Source organism: Gluconobacter cerinus (assembly GCF_025961355.1).
GTDB lineage: Bacteria > Pseudomonadota > Alphaproteobacteria > Acetobacterales > Acetobacteraceae > Gluconobacter > Gluconobacter cerinus.
Genome location: NZ_JAOQNM010000001.1, coordinates 889,777 through 911,308, shown reverse-complemented (window position 1 = coordinate 911,308; position 21,532 = coordinate 889,777). Strand labels below are relative to the sequence as shown.

General features: G+C 52.9%; 26 protein-coding genes and 1 tRNA gene. 14 read left to right on the top strand and 13 right to left on the bottom strand.

Translation table 11 applies throughout. From position 1 onward, the window contains the following. Positions 1 to 23 precede the first annotated feature (23 nt). Entirely contained in the window at positions 24 to 1,013 is a 990-nt protein-coding gene (locus M2305_RS04265) for a ferritin family protein (protein ID WP_264648657.1), read from the top strand. Positions 1,014 to 1,245: 232 nt separating this feature from the next. On the opposite strand, the gene recA is transcribed toward M2305_RS04265, so the two are convergent. The 7 genes from recA to flgB all read right to left on the bottom strand — a co-directional run bounded on the left by recA (position 1,246) and on the right by flgB (position 5,798). Further along, complete coding sequence (recA, locus tag M2305_RS04260; RefSeq protein ID WP_264648656.1) at positions 1,246 to 2,283, bottom strand: recombinase RecA; 1,038 nt, start codon at positions 2,281 to 2,283, stop codon at positions 1,246 to 1,248. Between the two features lie 197 nt (positions 2,284 to 2,480). Next, positions 2,481 to 3,557, bottom strand: a complete 1,077-nt coding sequence (locus tag M2305_RS04255) for an EscU/YscU/HrcU family type III secretion system export apparatus switch protein (protein ID WP_264648655.1) — start codon at positions 3,555 to 3,557, stop codon at positions 2,481 to 2,483. A 3-nt stretch (positions 3,558 to 3,560) separates the two neighbouring features. Next, positions 3,561 to 4,388, bottom strand: coding sequence for a flagellar biosynthetic protein FliR (locus M2305_RS04250; RefSeq protein ID WP_264648654.1), 828 nt, complete (start codon positions 4,386 to 4,388; stop codon positions 3,561 to 3,563). After that, on the bottom strand, positions 4,385 to 4,657 hold the full coding sequence (locus tag M2305_RS04245) for a flagellar biosynthetic protein FliQ (protein WP_064273696.1): 273 nt from the start codon (positions 4,655 to 4,657) through the stop codon (positions 4,385 to 4,387). Before M2305_RS04245 ends, M2305_RS04250 begins: the two co-directional genes overlap by 4 nt. Positions 4,658 to 4,660: 3 nt before the next feature. After that, complete coding sequence (locus M2305_RS04240; RefSeq protein ID WP_215765929.1) at positions 4,661 to 4,981, bottom strand: flagellar hook-basal body complex protein FliE; 321 nt, start codon at positions 4,979 to 4,981, stop codon at positions 4,661 to 4,663. Positions 4,982 to 4,984: 3 nt separating this feature from the next. After that, positions 4,985 to 5,392 (bottom strand): flagellar basal body rod protein FlgC, encoded by a 408-nt coding sequence (flgC, locus tag M2305_RS04235; RefSeq protein WP_046900069.1) that lies wholly within the window; start codon positions 5,390 to 5,392, stop codon positions 4,985 to 4,987. A 13-nt stretch (positions 5,393 to 5,405) separates the two neighbouring features. Further along, the gene (gene flgB / locus M2305_RS04230) at positions 5,406 to 5,798 is read right to left on the bottom strand and encodes a flagellar basal body rod protein FlgB (RefSeq protein ID WP_264648653.1); all 393 of its coding nucleotides are present in this window, start codon (positions 5,796 to 5,798) and stop codon (positions 5,406 to 5,408) included. A 206-nt stretch (positions 5,799 to 6,004) separates the two neighbouring features. Here flgB and M2305_RS04225 point away from each other — a divergent pair, with 206 nt between their 5' ends. Both M2305_RS04225 and fliP read left to right on the top strand, forming a co-directional pair. Beyond that, the gene (locus tag M2305_RS04225; RefSeq protein WP_264648652.1) at positions 6,005 to 6,298 is read left to right on the top strand and encodes a flagellar biosynthetic protein FliO; all 294 of its coding nucleotides are present in this window, start codon (positions 6,005 to 6,007) and stop codon (positions 6,296 to 6,298) included. Then, on the top strand, positions 6,295 to 7,032 hold the full coding sequence (gene fliP, locus M2305_RS04220) for a flagellar type III secretion system pore protein FliP (RefSeq protein ID WP_264648651.1): 738 nt from the start codon (positions 6,295 to 6,297) through the stop codon (positions 7,030 to 7,032). Before M2305_RS04225 ends, fliP begins: the two co-directional genes overlap by 4 nt. Here fliP and M2305_RS04215 read toward each other — a convergent pair whose 3' ends face one another. After that, positions 7,033 to 8,427, bottom strand: a complete 1,395-nt coding sequence (locus tag M2305_RS04215) for a gamma-glutamyltransferase (protein WP_264648650.1) — start codon at positions 8,425 to 8,427, stop codon at positions 7,033 to 7,035. A 201-nt stretch (positions 8,428 to 8,628) separates the two neighbouring features. Here M2305_RS04215 and M2305_RS04210 point away from each other — a divergent pair, with 201 nt between their 5' ends. The 4 genes from M2305_RS04210 to folE all read left to right on the top strand — a co-directional run bounded on the left by M2305_RS04210 (position 8,629) and on the right by folE (position 12,017). Beyond that, complete coding sequence (locus M2305_RS04210; protein WP_167386101.1) at positions 8,629 to 9,393, top strand: DsbA family protein; 765 nt, start codon at positions 8,629 to 8,631, stop codon at positions 9,391 to 9,393. 328 nt (positions 9,394 to 9,721) lie between these two features. Continuing rightward, positions 9,722 to 10,486: a dihydropteroate synthase gene (gene folP, locus M2305_RS04205; protein WP_264648649.1), complete on the top strand. Its 765-nt coding sequence runs from the start codon at positions 9,722 to 9,724 to the stop codon at positions 10,484 to 10,486. Then, positions 10,483 to 11,370 carry a 2-amino-4-hydroxy-6-hydroxymethyldihydropteridine diphosphokinase gene (gene folK, locus M2305_RS04200; RefSeq protein WP_264648648.1) on the top strand — a complete coding sequence of 296 codons (888 nt, stop codon included), beginning with the start codon at positions 10,483 to 10,485 and terminating at the stop codon, positions 11,368 to 11,370. The genes folP and folK overlap by 4 nt, the downstream gene beginning before the upstream one ends. Positions 11,371 to 11,378: 8 nt before the next feature. Beyond that, positions 11,379 to 12,017, top strand: coding sequence for a GTP cyclohydrolase I FolE (gene folE, locus M2305_RS04195; RefSeq protein WP_046900061.1), 639 nt, complete (start codon positions 11,379 to 11,381; stop codon positions 12,015 to 12,017). A 6-nt stretch (positions 12,018 to 12,023) separates the two neighbouring features. On the opposite strand, the gene M2305_RS04190 is transcribed toward folE, so the two are convergent. The 3 genes from M2305_RS04190 to queE are packed head-to-tail and all read right to left on the bottom strand — an operon-like array spanning position 12,024 to position 13,893. Further along, positions 12,024 to 12,557: a 6-pyruvoyl trahydropterin synthase family protein gene (locus M2305_RS04190; protein ID WP_211495904.1), complete on the bottom strand. Its 534-nt coding sequence runs from the start codon at positions 12,555 to 12,557 to the stop codon at positions 12,024 to 12,026. Then, a complete protein-coding gene (queC, locus tag M2305_RS04185; protein WP_064273714.1) occupies positions 12,554 to 13,255 on the bottom strand; it encodes a 7-cyano-7-deazaguanine synthase QueC in 702 nt (233 codons plus the stop codon). Before queC ends, M2305_RS04190 begins: the two co-directional genes overlap by 4 nt. Continuing rightward, positions 13,252 to 13,893, bottom strand: coding sequence for a 7-carboxy-7-deazaguanine synthase (queE, locus tag M2305_RS04180; protein ID WP_211498841.1), 642 nt, complete (start codon positions 13,891 to 13,893; stop codon positions 13,252 to 13,254). The genes queC and queE overlap by 4 nt, the downstream gene beginning before the upstream one ends. Before the next feature lie 122 nt (positions 13,894 to 14,015). On the opposite strand from queE, the gene M2305_RS04175 reads away from it, so the two are divergent. Together M2305_RS04175 and M2305_RS04170 are read left to right on the top strand one after the other, a co-directional pair. Beyond that, positions 14,016 to 14,855, top strand: coding sequence for an ABC transporter permease (locus M2305_RS04175; protein ID WP_046900057.1), 840 nt, complete (start codon positions 14,016 to 14,018; stop codon positions 14,853 to 14,855). A 4-nt stretch (positions 14,856 to 14,859) separates the two neighbouring features. Further along, on the top strand, positions 14,860 to 15,624 hold the full coding sequence (locus tag M2305_RS04170; RefSeq protein ID WP_046900056.1) for an ABC transporter ATP-binding protein: 765 nt from the start codon (positions 14,860 to 14,862) through the stop codon (positions 15,622 to 15,624). A gap of 10 nt (positions 15,625 to 15,634) precedes the next feature. Here M2305_RS04170 and M2305_RS04165 read toward each other — a convergent pair whose 3' ends face one another. Beyond that, positions 15,635 to 15,880 carry a hypothetical protein gene (locus M2305_RS04165; protein WP_211495908.1) on the bottom strand — a complete coding sequence of 82 codons (246 nt, stop codon included), beginning with the start codon at positions 15,878 to 15,880 and terminating at the stop codon, positions 15,635 to 15,637. A 186-nt stretch (positions 15,881 to 16,066) separates the two neighbouring features. After that, positions 16,067 to 16,143, bottom strand: a tRNA-Asp gene (locus M2305_RS04160). Between the two features lie 313 nt (positions 16,144 to 16,456). Between M2305_RS04160 and M2305_RS04155 the strand changes: the two genes are divergently transcribed. From M2305_RS04155 to M2305_RS04135, 5 genes are all read left to right on the top strand, one after another. Then, the gene (locus tag M2305_RS04155) at positions 16,457 to 17,308 is read left to right on the top strand and encodes a retroviral-like aspartic protease family protein (protein WP_235271721.1); all 852 of its coding nucleotides are present in this window, start codon (positions 16,457 to 16,459) and stop codon (positions 17,306 to 17,308) included. Between the two features lie 112 nt (positions 17,309 to 17,420). Beyond that, positions 17,421 to 18,890: a methyl-accepting chemotaxis protein gene (locus M2305_RS04150; RefSeq protein WP_264648647.1), complete on the top strand. Its 1,470-nt coding sequence runs from the start codon at positions 17,421 to 17,423 to the stop codon at positions 18,888 to 18,890. Then, on the top strand, positions 18,887 to 19,159 hold the full coding sequence (locus M2305_RS04145) for an STAS domain-containing protein (protein WP_264648646.1): 273 nt from the start codon (positions 18,887 to 18,889) through the stop codon (positions 19,157 to 19,159). Before M2305_RS04150 ends, M2305_RS04145 begins: the two co-directional genes overlap by 4 nt. After that, entirely contained in the window at positions 19,156 to 19,515 is a 360-nt protein-coding gene (locus M2305_RS04140) for a response regulator (protein ID WP_264648645.1), read from the top strand. The genes M2305_RS04145 and M2305_RS04140 overlap by 4 nt, the downstream gene beginning before the upstream one ends. Continuing rightward, positions 19,512 to 21,521 carry a chemotaxis protein CheA gene (locus tag M2305_RS04135; RefSeq protein ID WP_264648644.1) on the top strand — a complete coding sequence of 670 codons (2,010 nt, stop codon included), beginning with the start codon at positions 19,512 to 19,514 and terminating at the stop codon, positions 21,519 to 21,521. The genes M2305_RS04140 and M2305_RS04135 overlap by 4 nt, the downstream gene beginning before the upstream one ends. The last annotated feature ends 11 nt before the right edge of the window (positions 21,522 to 21,532 follow it).

Sequence of the window (21,532 nt, the reverse complement as noted above, 5' to 3'; positions counted from 1 at the left end):
CAGGGCACGCCGCGAAGACTATCATGAAAAGCCTGGCCGAAATCTATTCCCACCTTCCCGACGCACCGTCGGAGAAGACGCTTGAGCGCGTCGATTATGAAGCGCGCCACTGGAGCAGCCCAATCAAGGGGCCTCTCAAGCCGGGAACGGAAGAGCACAAGAAGGCTGTCGCGCAGATGTTCCGCGACACGTTCAATCCATACAAGCCTTCGGTCATTGACTGGCCGGAACTTGATCCGGAAACGCTGCATCGCATCACGTCCCTGCCAATCTGGGATATTGCTGTTCAGACTGAAGGCAAGGCACGCCTCCGTATGGCCGCCTATGCGGCGATGATTGATGACCCGGACATGAAGGACGCTCTGTCCCGCAATGCCTGGGAAGAAAATCGCCATAAGGAAGTTCTGACCAAGCTGGTTGAAGCCTACAAAATTCCGATGGCGCCTGAGCCTCTCTATGTGGAGCCGAAAGACACGGAATGGGCCTACCTGGTGACGGGCTTCTCTGAATGTGTGGACAGTTTCTTCGCCTTTGGCCTGTTTGCCTTGGCTGAGCGTGCAGGGCTCTTCCCGCCGGAACTGATCGAGACATTTGAGCCTGTGATGCAGGAAGAATGCCGCCACATTCTGCTGTTTGCGAACTGGCTGGCCTGGCATCGGGCAACAATGCCGTTCTGGAAGCGCCCATGGTTTGAAGCGCGTGTTATCGGCGTCTGGATCTTCCTGGCGTATGAGCGCATGGGCTTGGCGCGCAGCATCGACGAGAGCGGTGAAGAGCACACGCAGGACAATAATTTCACGGTCACCGGGGCCAAGGACATGACGAATATGGACGTCAATGTTCCTGACCTGATGCAGCTCTGCCTTGATGAGAATGACCGCCGCTTTGCGGGCTATGATCCGCGGTTGCTTCGGCCGACAACCACTCCGGCCATTGCAAGAGCGATTATCAAGGGAGCAAAGACATGGGCATGTCTGCGCAGCAAGCTATGCCCCGCGAAGTCTGCTGCCTGAAATAATTTTTGGGACTTCGGAAAACCAAAAGGATCAGGTTCGCCTGATCCTTTTTTTGTGCCCTGTCTCAGGTTTGTAGTCTGCCGAAAAGCCCGTAGCTATCAGGTCTATGCCTTGTAATGCTTCGGGCTGAAGACAGGGCAAGAAAGCGTTTCTTCAATCTGGTATTGGCTTTGCTGTCTTCCGACAGACAAAAAAAGAGGCCCCTTGTCGGAGCCTCTTTTTGCTGAAGTCAGTCTTCAGTTGATGCGTCGTCATCACTCTCTGGGCCTGTCATCATGGCTTCTGCCACGACCCCGGCTTCAGAACGTACGCGACGCTCGATTTCCTGCGCCATTTCAGGATGGTCTCGAAAAAACTGCTTGGCGTTTTCACGTCCCTGACCAATGCGCTGGCTATCGAAAGAGAACCATGCGCCGGATTTCTCGACGATGTTCGCTTTCACGCCCAGATCAAGAAGTTCACCGACCTTGCTGATACCTTCACCGTACATGATGTCGAACTCGACCTGACGGAACGGCGGGGCCATCTTGTTCTTGACCACTTTGACGCGCGTCTGGTTTCCAACGACTTCATCCTTGTCCTTGATGGAGCCGATACGCCGGATATCAAGACGAACGGAAGCGTAGAACTTCAGCGCGTTACCGCCGGTTGTGGTCTCCGGGTTGCCGAACATCACGCCGATTTTCATGCGGATCTGGTTAAGGAAGATGACCAGTGTGTTCGATCGTGAGACGGTTCCGGTCAGCTTGCGCAGGGCCTGGCTCATGAGGCGGGCATGAAGGCCGACGTGGCTGTCGCCCATATCGCCTTCGAGTTCTGCCCGGGGGACCAGCGCGGCCACTGAGTCCACAACCAGAACATCAATGGCGCCGGAACGAACCAGCGTATCGACAATTTCCAGCGCCTGCTCACCGGCATCTGGCTGGCTCAGCAGAAGGTCATCGACGTTGACGCCGAGCTTTTTGGCATATCCAGGGTCAAGCGCATGTTCCGCATCGATAAAGGCGACCGTACCGCCCTTTTTCTGTGCTTCAGCCAGAACATGCAGTGCCAGCGTGGTTTTGCCGGAGCTTTCCGGACCATAAATTTCGACAACGCGGCCGCGGGGCATGCCGCCAATTCCGAGAGCGATATCAAGCCCCAGGGAACCGGTTGAAATGACGTCAGCCTGCTCTTTCGGGCGCTGGCCCATCCGCATGATCGACCCTTTGCCGAACGCACGCTCGATCTGGCTGAGAGCGCCTTCAAGCGCCTTGGTCTTGTCCATTCAATCCTCGTAATCGTTCATGGCTGGTGGGTAGGAACACGATAGACCTTGCCAGGCCCTCCGCATAGGAGGGCACCTCTCACCGGAGAGAATTTCATCGTGTTCTGAGGTGTCGTGTTCACAAATGTTCTGGTCATCATATCATGAGAACAAGAGGCTTCGCCAAGGGGGTAGCATTAGAAAAAAGAAGATTCTTTTTATCTGATCGGAGAATGGTTGCCGGCTGGCCTTCTGAGTTTCCATACATAAGCGATGACTGCGGCCACGACCTTGAAATGCTCTGCCGGAATTTCACTTTCGAGAGGCAAGGGATAAAGAGCGCGGGCCAAAGGAGGATTCGCTACGATGGGTACGCGATGGTCCTGTCCTAGTTCGCGAATGCGCGCGGCTACCTCGTCAACACCTTTGGCAACGACCTTAGGGGCACTTGATGCCCCCTTTTCATAAACAAGTGCGACGGCATAGTGCGTTGGATTGGTCACAATGACCGTAGCGGTTTTTACGGCGTCCATCATGCGCTGCCTGGCTACCTTGGCGCGCATGGCTTTCAGTTTGCCTTTAACATGCGGATCGCCTTCAGTATTTCGGTATTCTTCCTTGAGTTCTTCCCGGCTCATTTTGAGTTTGGCTGTATGCCGAAAGCGCATCCAGAAGATGTCGCCTCCAGCAATCACAAGTTGAGCCAAAATCATGCCTGTGGCGCCACTGAGCCCCAGACGAATAACAGTCGTCAGAATGGCGCTTGCGTTGAGGCCTGTCATACTCCGGGCGTCAGGGATAATGCCTTTCGCCAGGTGCCAGAGTACGGTTATGAAAATAAGTAGTTTGACGAGCGCTTTGCATGTATCCGGCAAGGTCCCGCCGCCCAAAATCCTCTTAAGACCTCCCATAGGAGAAACACGGGACATCTTTGGGAGTAATGATCCGGGATGAATCAGAAAGCCGGTTTGCAGGAAGCCCACACCTAGCGTGAGTGCCGTGATGAGTCCTGCTACGGGAAGGGCGAGTGCAAGCCCTGCGGTGATGGTGTGTTGCGTTGTGGAAAGAAGGCCGCCCTGTACCATCGAAATGGTTCCGGCATTGTCCATGAGACTTTTCATGCTGTGCACAAAGTTGGGCACCAAAAACGGAAGAAGCGCGAAAATACCCAGGAGGCCGCCGAGCAGGACAGTAAAGCTCATGGCTTCCCGAGAAAGAACGATTTGTCCGTCGTCTCGGGCTTTCTGGAGCCTTTGTTGCGAAGGGGCTTCTGTTCTGTCTTCCGCGTCTGCCACGCGTTAAAGCCCCGGCAGTGTGCGGAGCACATCAAAAGCCTGCCCTTGCCAGACTGTCAGCATGGCCTGGAGTGTTAACCCCAGGAGCGCAATGCCTCCCAACATTTGTAAAGGGTTGGCGGCATTATAAATTTGCAGATTTGGGAGCAGCCTCGTCATGATCCCGAGCATCATTTCCCAGACGAGCGACAGGATCAGAAATGGAGCGCTAAGCTCTAGCCCAAGGGAAAATGCCTTACCCGTCATCTGAATAATACTGCGCGCCGCATCTCCCAGAATGGGCCAGTGTGGAACTGCCGCATGTTTCATGAGCGCCCCTCCCGGCGGAATGAGGCTGTAGCTGCCAATCACTGCGTGAATTGGCAGAAGGTAGGCACCGGTGATCAACAGGATCAGAGGGGCGAGCAGATTCATGAAGCGTGCGGGCGCTGAGCTACTGGAGCCAAGGTCGGGGTCTGGCTGGAGCACGCTGGAAATACCGATGAACATGGCGATCATCTGACCAGCAATAGGGAGCGCCATCGTAATCAGGCGTGCAATCCATCCGATCAGAAGGCCAGCGAAAAGCTCCACAGATATCATTCCTGCGAGCGCTATCGGGCCAAGCGTGTCGAGCTGCGAAGTGTTCAGCAAAGGGAGGACCAAGGGAAGGATCAGAAAGGTAAGCGTCAGGGCAATTCCTGCTCTGATCATCATGGGGAGTGACTGTTCCCCCAGTCCTGGCATCACCATGACCGTTGCACCCGTTCGGCAAAGAACCAGCACAAACGCCAAGGCCCATTCTGTCAGAGCTTGTCCTGACAGATCCGTTGGAAAAGGAAATGATGTCACGTTGTTCCGACGAGAATGAGCTGATCAAACAGATGTCGGGTGAACGTCAGCAGGGTTGCCGTCATGAAGGAGCCTGCCATCATCATGACAACACCGATGGCGATCACTTTGGGGACAAAGGACAATGTGCTCTCATTCAGCTGCGTGACGGCTTGAAAGAGTGACACCAACAGACCAACGGCCAGCGCAGTGAGGAGAGCCGGAGCGCTCAGTTTGAGGGCGACAATGAAGGTCTGCTCCAGAACCGCTCCCAGATCGATTGCCTGCATTGGTCAGATCGTCATTTTCATAACGTCCTGGTACGCCTGCACCATTCGGTCTCGAAGGACCGTGGACGTCTGAAGCGCGAGCTGGGCGTTGGATACGGCTGTGACGATCTGGGTCATGTCCCCGCCGCCATGCAGTCCGGCAGCAGACTGTACTTCTGCATCATGGCCAGTGTTGATGACGCTGCTGACGGCCTGCGACATGACAGAGCCGAAATCGCTCGAGGCAGCCGTGCCATCAGGAACGTCGTCCGTCACTCCTGTCTGAAAGCGGCTCTGAAGGCTTTGGGCATAGGCGCTATGCGCTTGGGAGAGGGACGTGATCATAAGTTATTTCAACAGGTCCAGTGTGCGGGACAGCATGGTACGGGTGCTTTGCATGGTGTTGAGGTTGGCTTCGTACGAGCGTTCGGCTTCGCGCATGTCCATCATCTCCACCATTGAATCCACGTTGGAAATTTTCACATAGCCCTGTGCATTGGCCGCTGGATGAGACGGGTCATACTTCGTCTGGAAGTCAGACATGTCCCGGCCGATTTCCTGCACATCGACGGTGGAACGATCAGTGTCGTTGTCCACGTGTTCTGCGAAGGTGATGGTTTTTCGTCGGTAGGGATCCGCGCCGGGTGTGGAGCCTGTCGTGTCTTGGTTGGCAAGGTTTTCGGCCACAATCCGCAGGCGCTGGGCCTGAGCATCCATCCCGCTGGCAGAAATGCCGATGGTGTTGGAGAGGTTCATGGGTCAGCTCCCCTTATTTGCCGAGAACTGTCTGAAACATGCTCATGTATTTTCCGTAGATATTGACTGCGAGATGCTGCTGGTCGCTCACGTCTGCCACCTGTTCCATCTGCTGATCGAGGGAAACCTGGTTGCCATCCAGAGACTGCTCGGTTTCAACGTCTTGCACATGCGTGACGGAGGCTGATGAGCCGATATGTTGAGGCTGCGTCGCCGTGGGCGTGATCTCGAACTGGCTTAATGCCGCTTCAAAAGGGGAGACATCCTTGGGCGTGTAATTAGGGGTATCCGCATTGGCGATGTTACCTGCAAGAACCTGCTGACGCGCCTGAAGCCAGTTCAGACGGTCCTGACCAAGGGCAAACAGGTTTGTGCCACTGGTCGCTGTGGTGTCCGTGTTGCGCATTGCTGCAGTTTCCTTCCATGCAGAACCCTGTTTCGGCCCGATAGAGTTGATCATGGCGGAAAGTACTTAATGAATGGTTGATACCATCCATGATTCTCCGGCCTCCGATAATAATCGGGGGCGTGATGAGCAGAATTCCAGCCGCTATTAGGCGTCTATTAATCTTTGTCCGGCACTCTTTTCCAAACTGAAGGAAATACGGTGCCATGACCCTCCATGACGGTTTAACTGCCTGTTCGGCGTTAATGTTCATAATAGTGCTTCTTGTCGGTCTGAAGCCTTTGCTGAAGGCCGTCCGCTCTCGCCAGGGAGGGCATGGAAAGTCCGGTGCCGGGTTGTCTCTTGTGGGACAGATGGCCTTGGATCGTACCCGGCGACTTTCAGTCATACGGTACGGTAGCCGCGAAGTTCTGGTTTTGACTGGTGGCAGTCAGGACGTGCTGCTGGAATGGCATGATGACAGAACCGGTTTTGCTGCAGCGCTGGAGGCGGCTTCGTGAAGTCCTGCCTTCTCCTGTTTGTGCTCCTGCTCTGTCTGTTGTGTCCGCATCTGTCATATGCTCAGGCCGTCAGTATTGATCTGGGGCAGTCTGGCGGGGCTGGAACGACCAGCAGGCTGGTGCAGCTCAGTGCCCTCATTACCGTTTTGTCGCTTGCCCCCAGTCTTCTGGTGATGGTGACAGCCTTTACGCGGATTGTAATTGTGTTGTCGCTGCTGAGAAGCGCACTCGGCGCGCAGGGCACGCCGCCGAACACCGTTCTGATCGGGTTGGCGCTTTTTCTGACGTTATTTGTGATGCAGCCAACGCTTCAGAAATCCTGGGATACAGGCATTGCTCCCATGATGGCGGGGCAGGTTGGTGAGATGGAAGGGTTAAGCCGGTCTGCGCAGCCTTTTCATGATTTCATGGCCGCTACGGCACGGCCTGCAGACATTTCAACCTTTCTGGACATTGCCCATGAAAAGCCGCCTCAAAAAATTGAGGACACACCGTGGCGTGTTCTGGTGCCGGCTTTCATGATTGGAGAGCTGCGGCGCGGTTTTGAAATGGGATTTCTGCTGTATCTGCCATTCCTCGTCATCGATCTCGTTGTTTCGAGTGTCTTGATGAGCCTTGGCATGATGATGCTCCCCCCCAGCACAGTGTCTTTGCCCTTCAAACTGATCTTCTTTGTGATCGTCGATGGCTGGTCACTGGTGGCGGGGGGCCTTGTAAGAAGCTTTACCGGGTAATCAGTTCGTTGTTCCGGCGGCAAGGCCTGCGCCGCGCGGATCGGTGTTTCCGTGGCAGTTATTGCCGTCAGTGCACGTTACTGCGTTGACGCGACCTCCGCCGGAATGGGCAATTTCTGCCCCCTGAGTTGCAGCCCGTGCCGCATCGCCTACAGCATCCGCAGCGTCATTCTGGCCAGACGCCGCAATCGCAGCCTTCAATCCGCGACGGTCTCTTAGAATTGCCGCTGCGAGAAGGGGGCGAGGTGTCGCGGCGGGAGATGCACCAAGTACGATGCCCGTGCTGCCAGCGATACGACCTGTTCCAAACAGATTGTTCTCGCTCAGGCTGCAGGCAACGGCCATGCCATTACGGTCCGTGACGACAAAGGATGTGGAGGCTGGAAGTGCGGGAAGAGCGCTACCTCCTGTCTTGCCGTTATCCAGAGCTGCCTGTGCGGCAGCGACATCCGTTGCGCCCGAAGCGCGCCAGGCGCTGACAGCGCCCTGAGCAGATGAACCGGTCGTATAGCGAATGGCTGCGCCAAGGCCGCCATCAGCGGGTGGGGCAAGGAACGAAGCGCTGATGCCGTTGGCTTGTGTGGTAAGAGCAACCGTCTCGACCGGCAGGGTTCTGCGTAGATCGCTGGTGTTGAGGCCCCCACCAGCTTTTTGAGCGGCTGTGCTGTAAACGTCCGCCAAGGCACCGTTATACAAATCGCCAACACCTGCTGAACGAACACGCTCCAGAAAGCCAGCCAGACGAGGCTGGATCAAAGTATCCCCAGAAGTCAGGGTTCCAGCTTCGCCACGACCGAAGATCGCCCGTGCATTTTCGTCAGCCAGAAGGGCAGTGCGTACGACCGCAAGATCAGAGGCAAGGGCCCGGCTCACGGTAATGCCGTTGCTGGCAAGGTTCATCGAGGGGGCGATCAGGTCGTTGAATTCAACCGAGCCATAATGGTGCTGGATCAGGAACAGGCCGCGAAGCGTGGCAGGCGTGGATGCCGGGCGATTGCCACCTGCACTGCTACCAGCAGCAGGGAGGAAACTGACGCTCTGCGCAGGGGCGCCGGGCTGGGATATGAGGCATGCGCCTCCACCGCCCAGCGACGCGCGGGAGGGAAGGGTCACACCAAGGGCAATGGCTGTGGCCACTGCGGCGTCTGCAGCATTGCCTTTGCGTGCCAGAACATCGTGGCCAACAAGTGCTGCCTGTGGTTCGTCAGCGACCACTGTGCCGATGCTGCCTGTGAGAGCCGGGGCAGGAGCTGTGCCCACGAGGGACGTGAAGCCAGGAATGCTTGAGCAGGCAGTCAGCAGGAGCCCTGAGGCTACCGAAGCCAGAAGGTGGAACGACACGCGGCCTGCCTTACGGGAGCCGCGGAGGGAAATCTGGTTTCGACGGTGCGCCACCTGGCGTTTCTCCACTATCTGGTCTCGGGTCCGGCAAGTGAGATGCTCCCCATTCGGGAGAGACCTCACATTCAGTTTGCTCAGTCATAACGGTAATCCCTCTGTTGTGGGAGAGGTCTTGGTCGCTTCTCTTTGTGACAGTCTTTCATTAATGGCCGCGGACAGTTACGGTGCCGCGTCTTCTGCAATCCGGAGCCTTCTGTGAAACATCGCCTGTCCGCAACGGTTTTCGCCGTTTTTGCTGCGCTTTCTTCCTACGGGAATGCTGCGATGGCCGCTTCGGGAAGCCCCTCAGAAAACTTTACGCCTGCACAGCGTGCCGAAGTGGTTCAGATCCTTCGGCAGGCTCTGAAAGAAGATCCTTCCATTCTGACGGATGCCATCCGCTCCCTGCGAGAGAAAGCGGAGCAGCAGAAGCAGGATTCGGCTCTTGAGGCTGTAAAAACGCATCTGCATGACCTGCAGACGGCTCCTGACTATGCTGTTCGCGGTAATCCGCACGGAAAAATTACCGTGGTGGAATTCTTTGATCCGCGCTGCTCATATTGCCGGGCCATGATGCCGGAAGTTGATCGTTTTCTGGCCCGTCATCCGGATGTCCGTCTGGTTGAAAAGGTTATTCCAGTTCTGGGAAGCGGCAGCGTGCTGGATAGCCGGGCCATTTTCGCTGCCAGCGCGCAGGGGAAATATGACGTGATGCGTCAGGCCCTGATGGCGGATACCACCAAGCCGACCATGGAACGGATCACGGAGCTTGCGAAGGCAAACGGTCTGGATGCCGATCGCCTGAAAGCAGATATGAGCTCGCCTGCGACTGTCGCTCTGATCACGACCAATCTGGATCAGGGCCGTGCCATCAATCTTGACGGGACGCCGACGTTTATTTTCGGTTCGGCTGCCGTTGCTCCAGGTGCTCTTAATGAAGAGCAGATGGAAGCCTTCCTGGAGCAGGCTAGAAAATCCTGAATTCTTAAGAGAAGCTCTTCGGTGCCGGAAGGGCCGTCGCAGGGAATGTGAAAAGCCTAAATTCCGGATCCCAATTAGTGCCGTAATTGAGTGCCATATGAGCATGGAGGCGTTCTCGTGAAGATCGTCTTCCATGTAGAAAGGCGAAAACTTCGCCACTGTCCGTTCACATGCTGGCGGACTACGATGCAGGTCTCTTACAGTTGAAGAAGCTGGGCTTTCCCGGCTCTTCTTGCACCAAGGTATATCGAAACTGTTTTCTCTGTTTCCGTCTGAAAATAGCGCTTCACGTCTTTCTGGCTCCCCTTCAGGAAGACAGCCCTTATTGATGGGTATCCTGAATGTTACGCCGGATTCGTTTTCTGACGGCGGTCATTTTCAGGCCCCGGAAACAGCGCTGGCACACGCCTGGTCCATGCTCACTGATGGTGCCGACATTCTGGATATCGGGGCGGAGTCAACGCGACCCGGTTTTCGCTCAGTGCCGGCCGATGAGGAATGGGCACGGCTTGAGCCGATTATTAACCGTCTTGCGCCTGAGGGCATTCCAATCTCGGTTGATACAACGAAAGCCGTGGTAGCTCGGAAATCTCTTCAGGCGGGTGCACGAGTTATCAATGATGTCTGGGGCTTTCAGGCCGATCCAGATATGGCGTTCGTGGTGGCAGACAGGGGAGCCTCGGCGGTTCTTATGCACAACCGGCATGATTGCGATGATCAACTGGACCTATTGGCGGACTGGCGCCGGTTTTTTGATCATTCACTCAATCTGGCTGAGAAGGCCGGGGTAAAGAAAGACTTCCTGATTCTGGACCCGGGAATTGGTTTTGGAAAAACACAGGATCAGAACGTCCAGGCCGTGGCCTCTCTTGGTATTCTGAAGCAGGAGTATGGTCTGCCGGTCCTTCTGGGGCTCTCCCGGAAGTCTATGTTTGGATATCTTCTGGGCCGTCCTGTAGATGAACGGCTGGCGGGAACCCTGGCTGCGAATCTTTTCGGTGCAGACGCTGGCGCCGACATTCTGCGTGTTCATGACGTTCGGGAGCATGCAGACGCGCTGGCAATGCGCCAGATCCTGAAGGACTGTAAATGATTACCGCCCCGCTGACTGCCGTCTTTGTTCGGGATCTTTGTCTGTTCGGTTATCATGGCGTGTTGCCGGAAGAGAACCGGATCGGGCAACGCTTCATCATTGATATCGAGATTCGTGCAGATCTCTCAGGGGCTATCGAGACAGACGACTACCTTCAGGCCGTCTGCTACGGCACTTTGTGCGATATCGCTTCTGACATCGTGACCGGAAAGCCCATGGGCCTGATAGAGGCCCTGGCGGGACGGATTGCTGATGAGGTTTTGAGGCGTCTGGGTCGTGTTGAGCAGGTTCTTGTGACCGTGCGTAAGCCGTCTGCACCCGTGCCCTATCCCGTATCGGAAACCTCGACGACAGTTGAGCGCCAGCGGGTTCATGAGGTTGCGTTCTCGCTGGGCGCCAATCTGGGGGACCGTGAGGCAATTCTGGCAGCCGCAACAGATTGCCTGTCTCTGGAGAGTGGCTTGCAGTTTCTGAGCGTCTCCTCCCTGTACGATAGTGCACCGTGGGGTGGGATCGATCAGCCGGGATTCGTCAATCTGTGTGTAACGGGTCAGACAACGCTGCGTCCTCATGCGGTGCTGGCGATTTGTAAGCGGATTGAGCGGGAGTTGGGTCGGCAGCCGGGTGTCCGCTGGGGCGCACGGGCCATCGATATTGATCTTCTTCATTATGATGAATGCAGTATTTCTGACCGCATTTTGACGCTGCCGCATCGTCATCTGTTTGAGCGGGTGTTTGTTCTCGAACCTCTGGCGGAAATAGCGGCAGAGCGTGTGATTGGTGGACGTCGGGTGGCGGACGCGCTAGCAGTCCTGCCTCGAACCAGCGGAGATGTGACCCGGCGTGACCCGGATCGTGCCGCTTCGGGGAACGAAGGAGCCTGAAACCCGACATGACTGACCGGAACGCCACGGCTGCAAAAGCCAGCAATGAAGATCTGCGCCCGCTCGAAGGCTTGTCTCGGCCTGCCGATGCGCAGGAGCGGATTGCGGGCGCAGTTCGTACAATTCTGGAAGCGATCGGGGAAAATCCGGAACGCGAGGGCTTACATGACACGCCTCAGCGCGTGGCAAAGATGTATCTGGAAGTGTTCGAAGGTCTGTATGAAGACCCGCGCGATCATCTGAAGACGCAGTTCTCAGCAGACCAGCACCACGGTGCTGTTATCGTCAAAGATATCCATTTCCATTCCATGTGTGAGCATCACCTTCTTCCGGTGCACGGTAAGGCGCATGTGGCCTATCTGCCGGCAGGCGGGCGTTTGACTGGCCTTAGTAAGCTGGCGCGCGTTGTGGAAGGTTTTGCTCGACGTCCCCAGTTGCAGGAGCGCCTGACCGATCAGGTCGCGCAGGCCATGGAAGATGTGCTGGCGCCGGAAGCTGTTCTCGTTGTGATTGAAGCCGAGCATATGTGCATGAGTATGCGCGGTGTACGCTCGCCGGGTTCCACTACGGTTACAATGATTGCCCGGGGAACCTGGAAGCATGACCATGCAGCCCGCATGGAGATCCTGTCTCTTCTGCGAAGCTGAAAAGCTTTAAAGATCCGATATGCTCATGTCTGCCCGGTTCCACCAGCAGGCTTGGGCAGCGCGCTCGACTTGCGGAAGATAGAATGAGGGATCGCCGCTGAGCTTGACCGTGTTGGTCGGGGTTTCTTCAAGCTCAATTTCATGAACGCGAAGCTTTCCGCCCTGATCGGCCAGAATGGCTGTCAGCTTGGCAAGCAGAAGGGCAGTCATGACTTCGGTCGTAGGGTCGCCTGGCGTGACGACGATCCTGCGTGCGCGTTCAGGTTCGTGATCCCGGAACCATGCCAGCAACGGGTCTTGCTCCGATAGCTGCAAAGCATGGTCGAGACTGTTATCCACAAAGTCATGCCAGCGGGTTTTGGCCTCTGCGAATGGCAGAATCATGTTCTGGTGACCATCCAGCCGTTTCTCTTCAACCGGCCGGAGTGTCACCTTCACATATTCATTATGCCCATGGGGAACCGCACACTTCTCACTGGTGCCAGTAATAAGCCTGTGGCCCATGCAGAAACGGCGCGTAAAGACGAGTTCTGCGGTCATGCTTTGCTCTCGCAATAACGGCGCCATCCTTCAGCACGGAGCTGACAGGCCGGGCATGTGCCGCAGCCATAACCCCAGGCGTGCTGATGTGTGCGATCTCCCATATAGCAGGAGTGGCTCTCCTGATTGATAAGATCTACGAGCGCTTTTCCGCCAAGTTCTTCCGTCAGATCCCAGGTTTGGGCTTTGTCGATCCACATCAGGGGCGTGTGCAGCACGAAGCGCTGGTCCATGCCCAGGTTCAGGGCAACCTGTAGTGCTTTGATCGTATCGTCGCGGCAGTCGGGGTAGCCCGAATAATCGGTTTCACAGACGCCCGTAACGATATGCTTGACGTTGCGACGATAAGCCAAGGCGGCTGCGAATGTCAGGAAGATCAGGTTGCGACCCGGCACAAAGGTATTGGGCAGACCACTTTCGTTGAAGCCAATTTCGGCTTCTCGGGTCAGAGCGGTCTCGGACAGGGCGCCAAGGGATGCCAGATCAATGGTATGATCTTCACCCAGCCTTGCTTTCCATTCTGCAGAATGGGCTGCCATCTGCGCGCGCAGGGTGTCACGGCACTCAAGCTCGACAAGATGTCGTTGTCCGTAAGCGTAACCTACCGTCTCAACACGATCGAAACGGGACAGAGCCCAGGCGAGGCAGGTTGCTGAATCCTGGCCGCCAGAAAACAGGACGAGGGCGGCGTTGCTCATGGAATTCCGATCATCTTGTGAGTTTGCAGGGAAAGGCGCCAGCGCGGATGTGCCAGACAATATGCAACAGCAGCCTGCGTGTTCTCCAGGCGGTTAGGTCCATCCATTGGCTGCAACCAGAAGTGCTGGAAAGACAGCGTGTCGAACAGTTCGGGCGGAAGCTCGATCTGGGGATATACGAGCTTGAGTTCCGAGCCATTTTTCTGGACCAGGGCGCCGCCCGGCTTGGGGCTGACGCAGATCCAGTCGATCCCGTTCGGTGCGGCGATTGTTCCGTTGGTTTCAACGGCAATCTCAAACCCGCGTGCCTTCACGGCAGCAATCAGTTCCGCATCCAGTTGGAGAAGTGGCTCTCCTCCCGTGAACACAACATAACGGCGGCCCGAAGCATCAGCGACGCTTTGCCAGCATTGTTCGATCGTATCCGCCAGAGTGGCAGCGTCCTGAAAGCGGCCGCCTCCTTCACCGTCGGTTCCAATAAAATCCGTGTCGCAGAAGCGGCATGCTGCCGTTTCACGGTCCTGCTCTCGGCCTGACCACAGGTTGCACCCGGCAAACCGGCAGAATACCGAGGCGCGACCCGTCTGCGCACCCTCTCCCTGGAGGGTGACGAACATTTCCTTCACAGCATAAGACATGACCGCAGCATTTCGGCGAGGACGCGGCCAGATGCAAGGGAAAACATTCTTTTATCTGCGGACAGTCGTTTCGACGGCACGCAGGGGTGGGCAGAAACGTCTTTCATGGTAGGGAGAAGCCCATGGAAGACAGCAACTCCCGTACTCCCATACTCGATCTGGCTCCGCAGAAGGGATTCGGCCGTATCCGGGCCGCATTGGATGACCTGAAGGCCGGCTTTCGGCTGCTGCCACTGGCTGTTGCTCTTGGCTGGCTGGACATCAAGCTTCGTTATCGCGGGTCAGTGCTGGGGCCATTCTGGCTGACACTTTCGACCGCAATCATGACGGCAGCCATGGGGGTGGTCTACGGCTATCTTTTCCATATGGATCTGCCGCATTACCTGCCATTCCTGTCGCTTTCGATTGTATTGTGGGGGTATGTCAGCGGCGTCATTAATGATGCGGCAACAGCTTTTACTCAGAGTACGTCGCTATTCCATGCCAGAAGAATTCCCGCCACGCTGCCGGTCATTCGACTGATTGTCCGTAACGTGCTGATGCTGCTTCACAACGTGGTCGTGATTGCCGTTGTGTTTGGCATCTATCATATCTGGCCCAAGCAGAGCTGGAGCCTGCTTCTGAGCGTCCCGCTCTGGCTTCTGGACAGTTTTTCGATCATTTTGCTGATTGGTATGCTGGGGGCACGCTTTCGGGATATTGCACCGATCATGGCGTCACTTCTGCAGATCTTCTTTTTCGTCACACCCGTGATCTGGAAGCCGGATCTGATCTACGCCGGGCGCCAATATCTACTGCTCGATCCCTTTTACCCCATTATTGAAGTCATGCGTGGCCCACTCATGGGGTACGAGGTCAGACCCGTTCTTTGGTATGCTGCTATCGGACAGGGCATCCTTCTTTGGGCCGCTGCTGCTGCATTGTTCTGTCGTATGCGTGCCCGTATTCCATACTGGATCTGATGTAATGCCAAGTATTGTCGTTGATCAGCTTCGGATCGATTTTCCCCTTTACCATGGCCAAAGTCGCTCATTGAAGCGGCATGTAGGGGATAGGTTATCCAGTCTTCGTCCTGGTTCTCCGGCAGCGCATCTTGTTCAGGATGGCCGTGAGAGAACTATTGTTAGCGTTTTACAAGATATCAGCTTCAGTCTCGCGCCGGGTGAGCGGCTTGGTCTGATCGGCCGAAATGGTGCCGGCAAAACGACGCTTCTTCGTTCGCTCGCGGGTATTTACGAGCCAGTACACGGGCGTGTTCGCCTGGAAGGCTCAATCGGGACATTGCTGGATAGTAGCCTTGGCATGAACGTGGAGCTGACAGGACGCGAAAATATCCGCCTGTTTGCGCTGCACGGTGGCCTTTCCAAGCAGCAGACGGCGCAATTGGATCAGGATGTCGAGGCATTTGCTGATCTGGGCAGTTATATGGATATGCCCGTCAAAGCCTATAGCTCAGGAATGACGGTTCGATTGGCTTTCGGTTTGGCAACAGCCATGACACCGCAGATTTTGCTCATGGACGAATGGTTCCTGGCCGGGGATGGTGCCTTTATGAACAAGGCACGGGAACGGTTGGAAGCCATGGTTGAGCACGCGGATATCTTGGTGATTTCAACCCATCAGCCAGATATTATGCGGAAATGGTGTACGCGGGTTATCTGGCTGGAAAATGGGAAAATCCGGATGGATGGACCTCCGGATGAGGTTCTGGAGGTTTACCTCACAGCCTGAGTGAGCCGGTTCAGGCCATCGTATCCAGACTCCTGCTTTTGTCAGTGGCTCCAGACGTGCTGCTTGTTGTGCTTTCAGAAATAATATTGCCGGACGAATCTGTAACTGTGGTGGTGACAGTGCCATCAGCGTTTGTCGTCGTGGTTGTCTCTTCGGCGGAAGAAGAGGAGGATGACGCGTTCGAGCTCTGGCCGGTTGCTGTGGCATAGAGCGCTGACATATTGGAAGCAGTACCAAGAGCAGAAATGGAAGACATAAGTGCATCCTGAGAAGATGGGAGGATGCTTAGAGTTTCTGCTTGGGAGGTTAAGAATTTCTTACGAAATTAAAGGCTCTTTGTAGCCAAATGTAACGCTAATTACTGAAAGGCTAAAAGACGGAAAATCCCGTTTTTACTGTAGATTTTTTGGGGGGGGATTTAGTGGCCACTCTTTAAGGAGAGTGGCGCGAGTGACGGGGCTCGAACCCGCGACCTCCGGCGTGACAGGCCGGCGCTCTAACCAACTGAGCTACACCCGCAAATCGCTTTAGGCGATCTTTGGACCGTCCGTTCGGGGCCGTGTTGGCTTCCTCTCGGTCGGTGGCGGTGATTTAGCAGCGTGCTCTGGGGGTGGCAAGAGCGTTTTTTAAAAAAATGCTTTTTTCGAACAAAAAAAATGACTTGCAGGAAAAACGTGACCTGCGAACAGTGTAACTGTTTGAAACGTTTGATTGGGTACGTGCGGTAATGCGGGTGTTGAAGCGATTGGGAGCCGTTGGACTCCTTTCAGGGGTTCTATCGGCTTGCGCGCCTACCGGGCCTCATAATTGCAAGCTGTATATCAGTGGCGTCATGCCCATCATCAATGAGTCTGGATCGCCGATTGTCCGAGCCGGCATAAATGGGCATCCGGCGGCTCTTATAGTCGATACCGGGGCTACGACTTCTGTAATCGGGAGTGCCTATATCTCGCCATTTGGACTGGAAGTCATGGGGCCGGTCGGTACCATGACGGGTGTAGGCGGCAGCGAACTCGTTCAGGCTGTTCGCATCAAGAGCCTGGAAATGGGGCCATCCAGCGCCAAGAATTTTGCGGTCATTGCCGGTGGGAAGTTTGGGGGGCATGCTGATGGTCTGCCTGTCGTTGGGCTGTTCGGGCAGGAATTTCTGGCAAACTACGATACCATCGTCGATGTGCCTGATCATGTTGTCCAGTTGGTTCGCACGGAAGACTGTTCGTTTCCGACACCAGGGTGGGACGGAACAGTCCACAAAATTCCCGTTACCCACTCTTCGACAGATGGATTGAAAACGAGGCTCCAGATCAAGATTAATGGCAAACCAGCCGAGGCGATCCTGGATACAGGTGCTTCCTCAACTCTGGTGACAATGAGTGCAGCACGAAGGGCAGGGGTCACTCAGGCTATGCTGAATAATGATCCCGTCATGCCTGGCTATGGGGTCACGCGAGACCCTATAAAAATCTACCGACATTTCTTTTCTACGCTGGAAATTGGGGACATTGTTTTCAGAAACATCAGACTGGATGTTGTTGATGATCTTTCAGAAAGCGATGTTCTTCTGGGTAGTGACTTCCTGAAGCATTACCGGGTTTGGATCTCTCGGGATGATTATCTTTACGCTCAACATGATAAAGATATTCCTGCTGCAGACGCGGGTCAGAGTACAGCCTCGCAGCCGTAATCTCTGAGAGCCCTGTTAACGGAGTATAAATCAGTCACTGGTAAAACAGCCCTTCATGCCTCTCGTGCCGTGCGGACTTGGGGCAGGTTCTGTTTTGACAGGGTGATCTGGAATGTTCTTTTCGCGCGAGCCTGTACGCCCTGAGAGCAGTGGCATCACATTGCCGCTGCTGTGCGTAATTCTGGCGTTTCCTATGATGCTGCTGTTTGGAGTAGCGTACTGGCGCGTACGAGAAATGTCTGGCTACGGAATTTTAAATTGCCTTGCGCCAGATGCTTTGGTTTTTCTGGGCATAATTCTCTCCGACATTCTGATCTTTTGGAAAGTGTTTCTTCCAGTCAAGCGGCTGTCGTACGGCTTGTCTCAACTGGCAGTTCAGGATGTCTTCTCTTCTGGTAACCCTTTTCCTGATCTCGCTGGCGTGCATGAACGTTTGCTAGGTCTGCAAACTGATCTGGAGAGAAGTCAAAAGCGTGCTGTCGAAGCTCAGGCGTCCATAAAGAACGCTCAGGAAGAAGCTAATCGTTCCCAAAGTGAAGCGATGGCCGAAGCGGGCTCGCGCGATGAGATGATAGACGTACTTGGGGCTGCGTTGAAGAACCTCAAAGCAGGTCGCCTTGACCAGAAACTGGAGGAGGCTTTCCCAGAAAAATACGAGCGCCTTCGACAAGATTTCAATGCGACGCTGACTGATCTTCAGAGAATTCTGATGTCTCTGAATGATAGCGTCGGAACAATCTCTTCCGGATCTGCCGAAATTGCGTCTGCCGCCGATGACCTTGCTCATAGGACGGAACAGCAAGTCAGTCGGCTTGAAGAGACGACGCAGTCCGTTGGAAGTGTGACGGAGACGGTCAAGAAAACCGCAGACGCGGCAATGCATGCCAGTATTGTGGTGACCCAGACGCGTGAGCGCGCCGAGAGTTCTCGAGATGTCATGGCAGCAGCAATGGCTGCAATGCTTGATATTCAGCAATCATCCAAACAAATTGCGCAAATTCTGGGGCTTATCGATGATATTACGTTCCAGACAAACCTACTGGCGTTAAACGCTGGCGTAGAGGCAGCCCGGGCTGGAGATGCGGGACGAGGGTTTGCTGTTGTCGCCACAGAGGTACGAGCTCTTGCTCAGAGATCGGCCAATGCTGCGAAAGATATCAAAAATCTTATTACGTCCAGCACGCAGCAAGTCAGCAAAGGCACGGTCCTTGTTCAGGAAACTGGTGCTGCCATGAAGACCATCGTTGAAAATGTGGGTGAGATCAGCGTGCTAATTGGAGAAATCGCGACTGCTGCGCAAAGCCAGGCAAACGATCTGTCTGAAATTAGCCTGGCAGTAAACCAGATGGATCAGAATACCCAGCAAAATGCAGCAATGGTCGAGCAAGCGACGGCTGCAAGCCATAACCTCAGCAAAGAAGCGCGAGAATTGGTGCAGATTGTTCATCATTTTCATGTCGGCGATCGGAACGTATTTGGAGCCGTGCATGCGCAGGTCGATCATAATATCGTTCCCGCGACCTCTTTATTTTCAACGAATGATTTTCAGACCTCTGATGACGGCTGGGAGGAGTTTCGATGATGACAGTGCTTTGTCTCCCGGCAGATATGGGAACTGCATTTGCAAAGCATTTTTTGCAGCAGCTTAGAGACCAAGCGACAGATATTGTTTTGGATGGTGGCGCTGTCAAACGTCTGGGGGGACGGTGTTTCGAAATTTTACTCTCAGCTCAAAAAACAGCTCATGGGCGCCAAGCCCGTTTTTCTATTCAAAACCCATCCGCTGAATTTCAGAAAGCTCTCGAATTGTTGGGAGGCACCTTCCTACTCGAGAAGGAAAATAACCAATGAATATAATGATTGTTGATGACTCTAGAACGATCCGAGATATTCTGCGAAATATATTGGAGAAAGCTGGATATAATGTCTGTCCTGCAGAGGATGGATTGGACGCGCTAGCAAAGCTAAAAGTATTTGATCCGAATATTATTATTACGGATCTGAATATGCCACGAATGGATGGCTTAGAGCTTGTTAAAAAGCTGCGATCCGGACCTAAGACGCAATACGTACCAATTCTTTTTTTGACGACTGAGGGAAGTCCAGAAATTCGCAACAAAGGACGTGAATCTGGGGCCACGGGATGGCTGTTAAAGCCATTTACTGCGGATCGCTTGCTTGAGACTATTGAGCGAGTGTTACCATGAACGATCAAGATGGCTTGGAAGAAATTCGTCAGGTTTTTTTTCAAGAATGCGAGGAACACTTATCTGTACTTGAAGACGAACTCGGAAGCATCGGGGCGTCCCCGGATAAGCTGTCGAAAATAAATACGATATTTCGTTTAGTTCACTCTATTAAAGGTGGAGCTGCAGCGTTCGGAATGGAAAATCTGGTACGTCTTGCTCATTTATTTGAGGAGGTACTGGAAAAATTTCGATCAGGTCTACTTGATATTGATCAAGGTTCAGTCGAAATTTTTTTAAAAGCGACTGATTTTTTGTCTGATATTGTTTCATTTTATCGATTTGGTACTTCATTATCTGATTCGAATGAAACCTACGCTGATCTCAACCATTATTTAAATGATGGAATCGATCCAGATCAAAATTTGATATTGAATTCCATGGTACCGGAAGAGATAAATGAATTTAAATTTCAGCCGGTCAAAATAGATATCGTAGATCAAAAAGAAAATACGTTCTTCTTTGAAATAAATCCGAAATATTCATTTTATTCGAACGGTGACGATGCAATAAATTTTCTTGTATTTTTACAGAATAAAGGAATTATTGAGGTTGAATTGGATGCTACTGAAGTTCCGTCTCTGACGTCTTTTGAAGCAGATGTATGCTATCTCAAATGGAAAATAATTCTGAGGACACCTGAAACCAGGGAGAATATTGAAGAGATATTTGAGTGGTCAGGGGGAGACCTTGGCTACAAGTTTATCGAATCTCCCTTCTCCAAAGATAATTTAGAATTACAACCTTTACCCATCCCGACGCATGAAAGTTCAAATGATGGTTTAGTCGATCCTGCATTAGTGAATCGAGTTTCTCAATACGAAAATAAAGAGCATTCTACAATTCGTATTGATACATGCAGAGTAGATAAACTCGTAGATTTAGTAAGCGAGCTGGTCATTAACCAGGGAGCCATACGGACTCAGATGCAATCAAGTAATGTTTTTCCCGGATCGTCACTTGATATCGCAGTTTCTGAATTGAATCAGCTTACCCAAGAGTTACAAGAAAATGTAATGGCAATGCGTGCGCATCCCATTAAAGCTGTTTTTCAGCGTACGAACAGAATTGTGAGAGAGGCAGCGCGTCTTTCTGGAAAGCATGTGGTGTTTCATATCGAAGGTGAGGAAGCAGAGATTGACCGATCAATCTTGGAAAAACTTTCTGAGCCCTTAATGCATTTGATCCGAAATGCCATAGATCATGGTCTAGAAGAACCAAATATTAGAAAAAATAGTAATAAAAACAATGAAGGAAATTTATACTTAAGAGCTTTTATTCGTTCTGGACGGTTTATCATTGAAGTAGAAGATGATGGATCCGGATTAAATTGTAGTAAAATTTATAAAAAGGCAATTTCTAAGAAAATTATCATGCCAGGAATTCATCTTGAAAAAGAAGAAATTCAAAATTTAATTTTTTCCCCAGGTTTTTCTACTCTTGATGTTGTTTCGGAATTGTCTGGTCGCGGTGTGGGGATGGACGTAGTAAAGAAGACTGTATCTGAGATAGGTGGAAATATTTCGGTTTTCTCTGAAGAAGGAAAAGGAACTAAATTCTCTATTTCCTTGCCTATGACGCTTTCTATTATTGATGGTTTAATATTTAAATCCGGAAATCAAAAATTTATTGTTCCAACAAATTATGTTGTTGAAGCCTTTTTATTGGAAGAAAAGAAAATATTAAAAATATCAGAAAATGAATTAAAATATTTATACAGAAATGAATTAATACCTATAAATATTAAAGAGAAAAAATATCTATCAATATGTTTGGTTTTGCAAAATGAGAAAAAATCGAACTATGCTATAGTTGTGGATGAATTAATAGATCAATCAAAATTTGTGATCAAATCAATAGAAAAAAACTATAAAAAACTATCCGGATTTTTATCTTCAACTATTCTTGGAGATGGAAGTGTAGCGCTAATTATTGATGTCGATTCTGGCATCGGTAGTTTTTTGTAACTAATTATCTG

What these genes read in the sequence shown, in the direction of transcription:
- M2305_RS04170 (WP_046900056.1), top strand. Translation starts at nt 14,860, where the DNA reads ATGCCAAGTATTGTCGTTGATCAGCTTCGGATCGATTTTCCCCTTTAC.
- M2305_RS04140 (WP_264648645.1), top strand. Translation starts at nt 19,156, where the DNA reads ATGAATATAATGATTGTTGATGACTCTAGAACGATCCGAGATATTCTG.
- M2305_RS04240 (WP_215765929.1), bottom strand. Translation starts at nt 4,981, where the DNA reads ATGATCACGTCCCTCTCCCAAGCGCATAGCGCCTATGCCCAAAGCCTT.
- M2305_RS04150 (WP_264648647.1), top strand. Translation starts at nt 17,421, where the DNA reads ATGTTCTTTTCGCGCGAGCCTGTACGCCCTGAGAGCAGTGGCATCACA.
- recA (WP_264648656.1), bottom strand. Translation starts at nt 2,283, where the DNA reads ATGGACAAGACCAAGGCGCTTGAAGGCGCTCTCAGCCAGATCGAGCGT.
- folP (WP_264648649.1), top strand. Translation starts at nt 9,722, where the DNA reads ATGGGTATCCTGAATGTTACGCCGGATTCGTTTTCTGACGGCGGTCAT.
- M2305_RS04135 (WP_264648644.1), top strand. Translation starts at nt 19,512, where the DNA reads ATGAACGATCAAGATGGCTTGGAAGAAATTCGTCAGGTTTTTTTTCAA.
- folE (WP_046900061.1), top strand. Translation starts at nt 11,379, where the DNA reads ATGACTGACCGGAACGCCACGGCTGCAAAAGCCAGCAATGAAGATCTG.
- flgC (WP_046900069.1), bottom strand. Translation starts at nt 5,392, where the DNA reads ATGAACCTCTCCAACACCATCGGCATTTCTGCCAGCGGGATGGATGCT.
- M2305_RS04145 (WP_264648646.1), top strand. Translation starts at nt 18,887, where the DNA reads ATGATGACAGTGCTTTGTCTCCCGGCAGATATGGGAACTGCATTTGCA.
- M2305_RS04265 (WP_264648657.1), top strand. Translation starts at nt 24, where the DNA reads ATGAAAAGCCTGGCCGAAATCTATTCCCACCTTCCCGACGCACCGTCG.
- flgB (WP_264648653.1), bottom strand. Translation starts at nt 5,798, where the DNA reads ATGCGCAACACGGACACCACAGCGACCAGTGGCACAAACCTGTTTGCC.
- queC (WP_064273714.1), bottom strand. Translation starts at nt 13,255, where the DNA reads ATGAGCAACGCCGCCCTCGTCCTGTTTTCTGGCGGCCAGGATTCAGCA.
- M2305_RS04175 (WP_046900057.1), top strand. Translation starts at nt 14,016, where the DNA reads ATGGAAGACAGCAACTCCCGTACTCCCATACTCGATCTGGCTCCGCAG.
- folK (WP_264648648.1), top strand. Translation starts at nt 10,483, where the DNA reads ATGATTACCGCCCCGCTGACTGCCGTCTTTGTTCGGGATCTTTGTCTG.
- queE (WP_211498841.1), bottom strand. Translation starts at nt 13,893, where the DNA reads ATGTCTTATGCTGTGAAGGAAATGTTCGTCACCCTCCAGGGAGAGGGT.
- M2305_RS04165 (WP_211495908.1), bottom strand. Translation starts at nt 15,880, where the DNA reads ATGTCTTCCATTTCTGCTCTTGGTACTGCTTCCAATATGTCAGCGCTC.
- M2305_RS04190 (WP_211495904.1), bottom strand. Translation starts at nt 12,557, where the DNA reads ATGACCGCAGAACTCGTCTTTACGCGCCGTTTCTGCATGGGCCACAGG.
- M2305_RS04245 (WP_064273696.1), bottom strand. Translation starts at nt 4,657, where the DNA reads ATGCAGGCAATCGATCTGGGAGCGGTTCTGGAGCAGACCTTCATTGTC.
- M2305_RS04225 (WP_264648652.1), top strand. Translation starts at nt 6,005, where the DNA reads ATGACCCTCCATGACGGTTTAACTGCCTGTTCGGCGTTAATGTTCATA.
- M2305_RS04155 (WP_235271721.1), top strand. Translation starts at nt 16,457, where the DNA reads ATGCCCATCATCAATGAGTCTGGATCGCCGATTGTCCGAGCCGGCATA.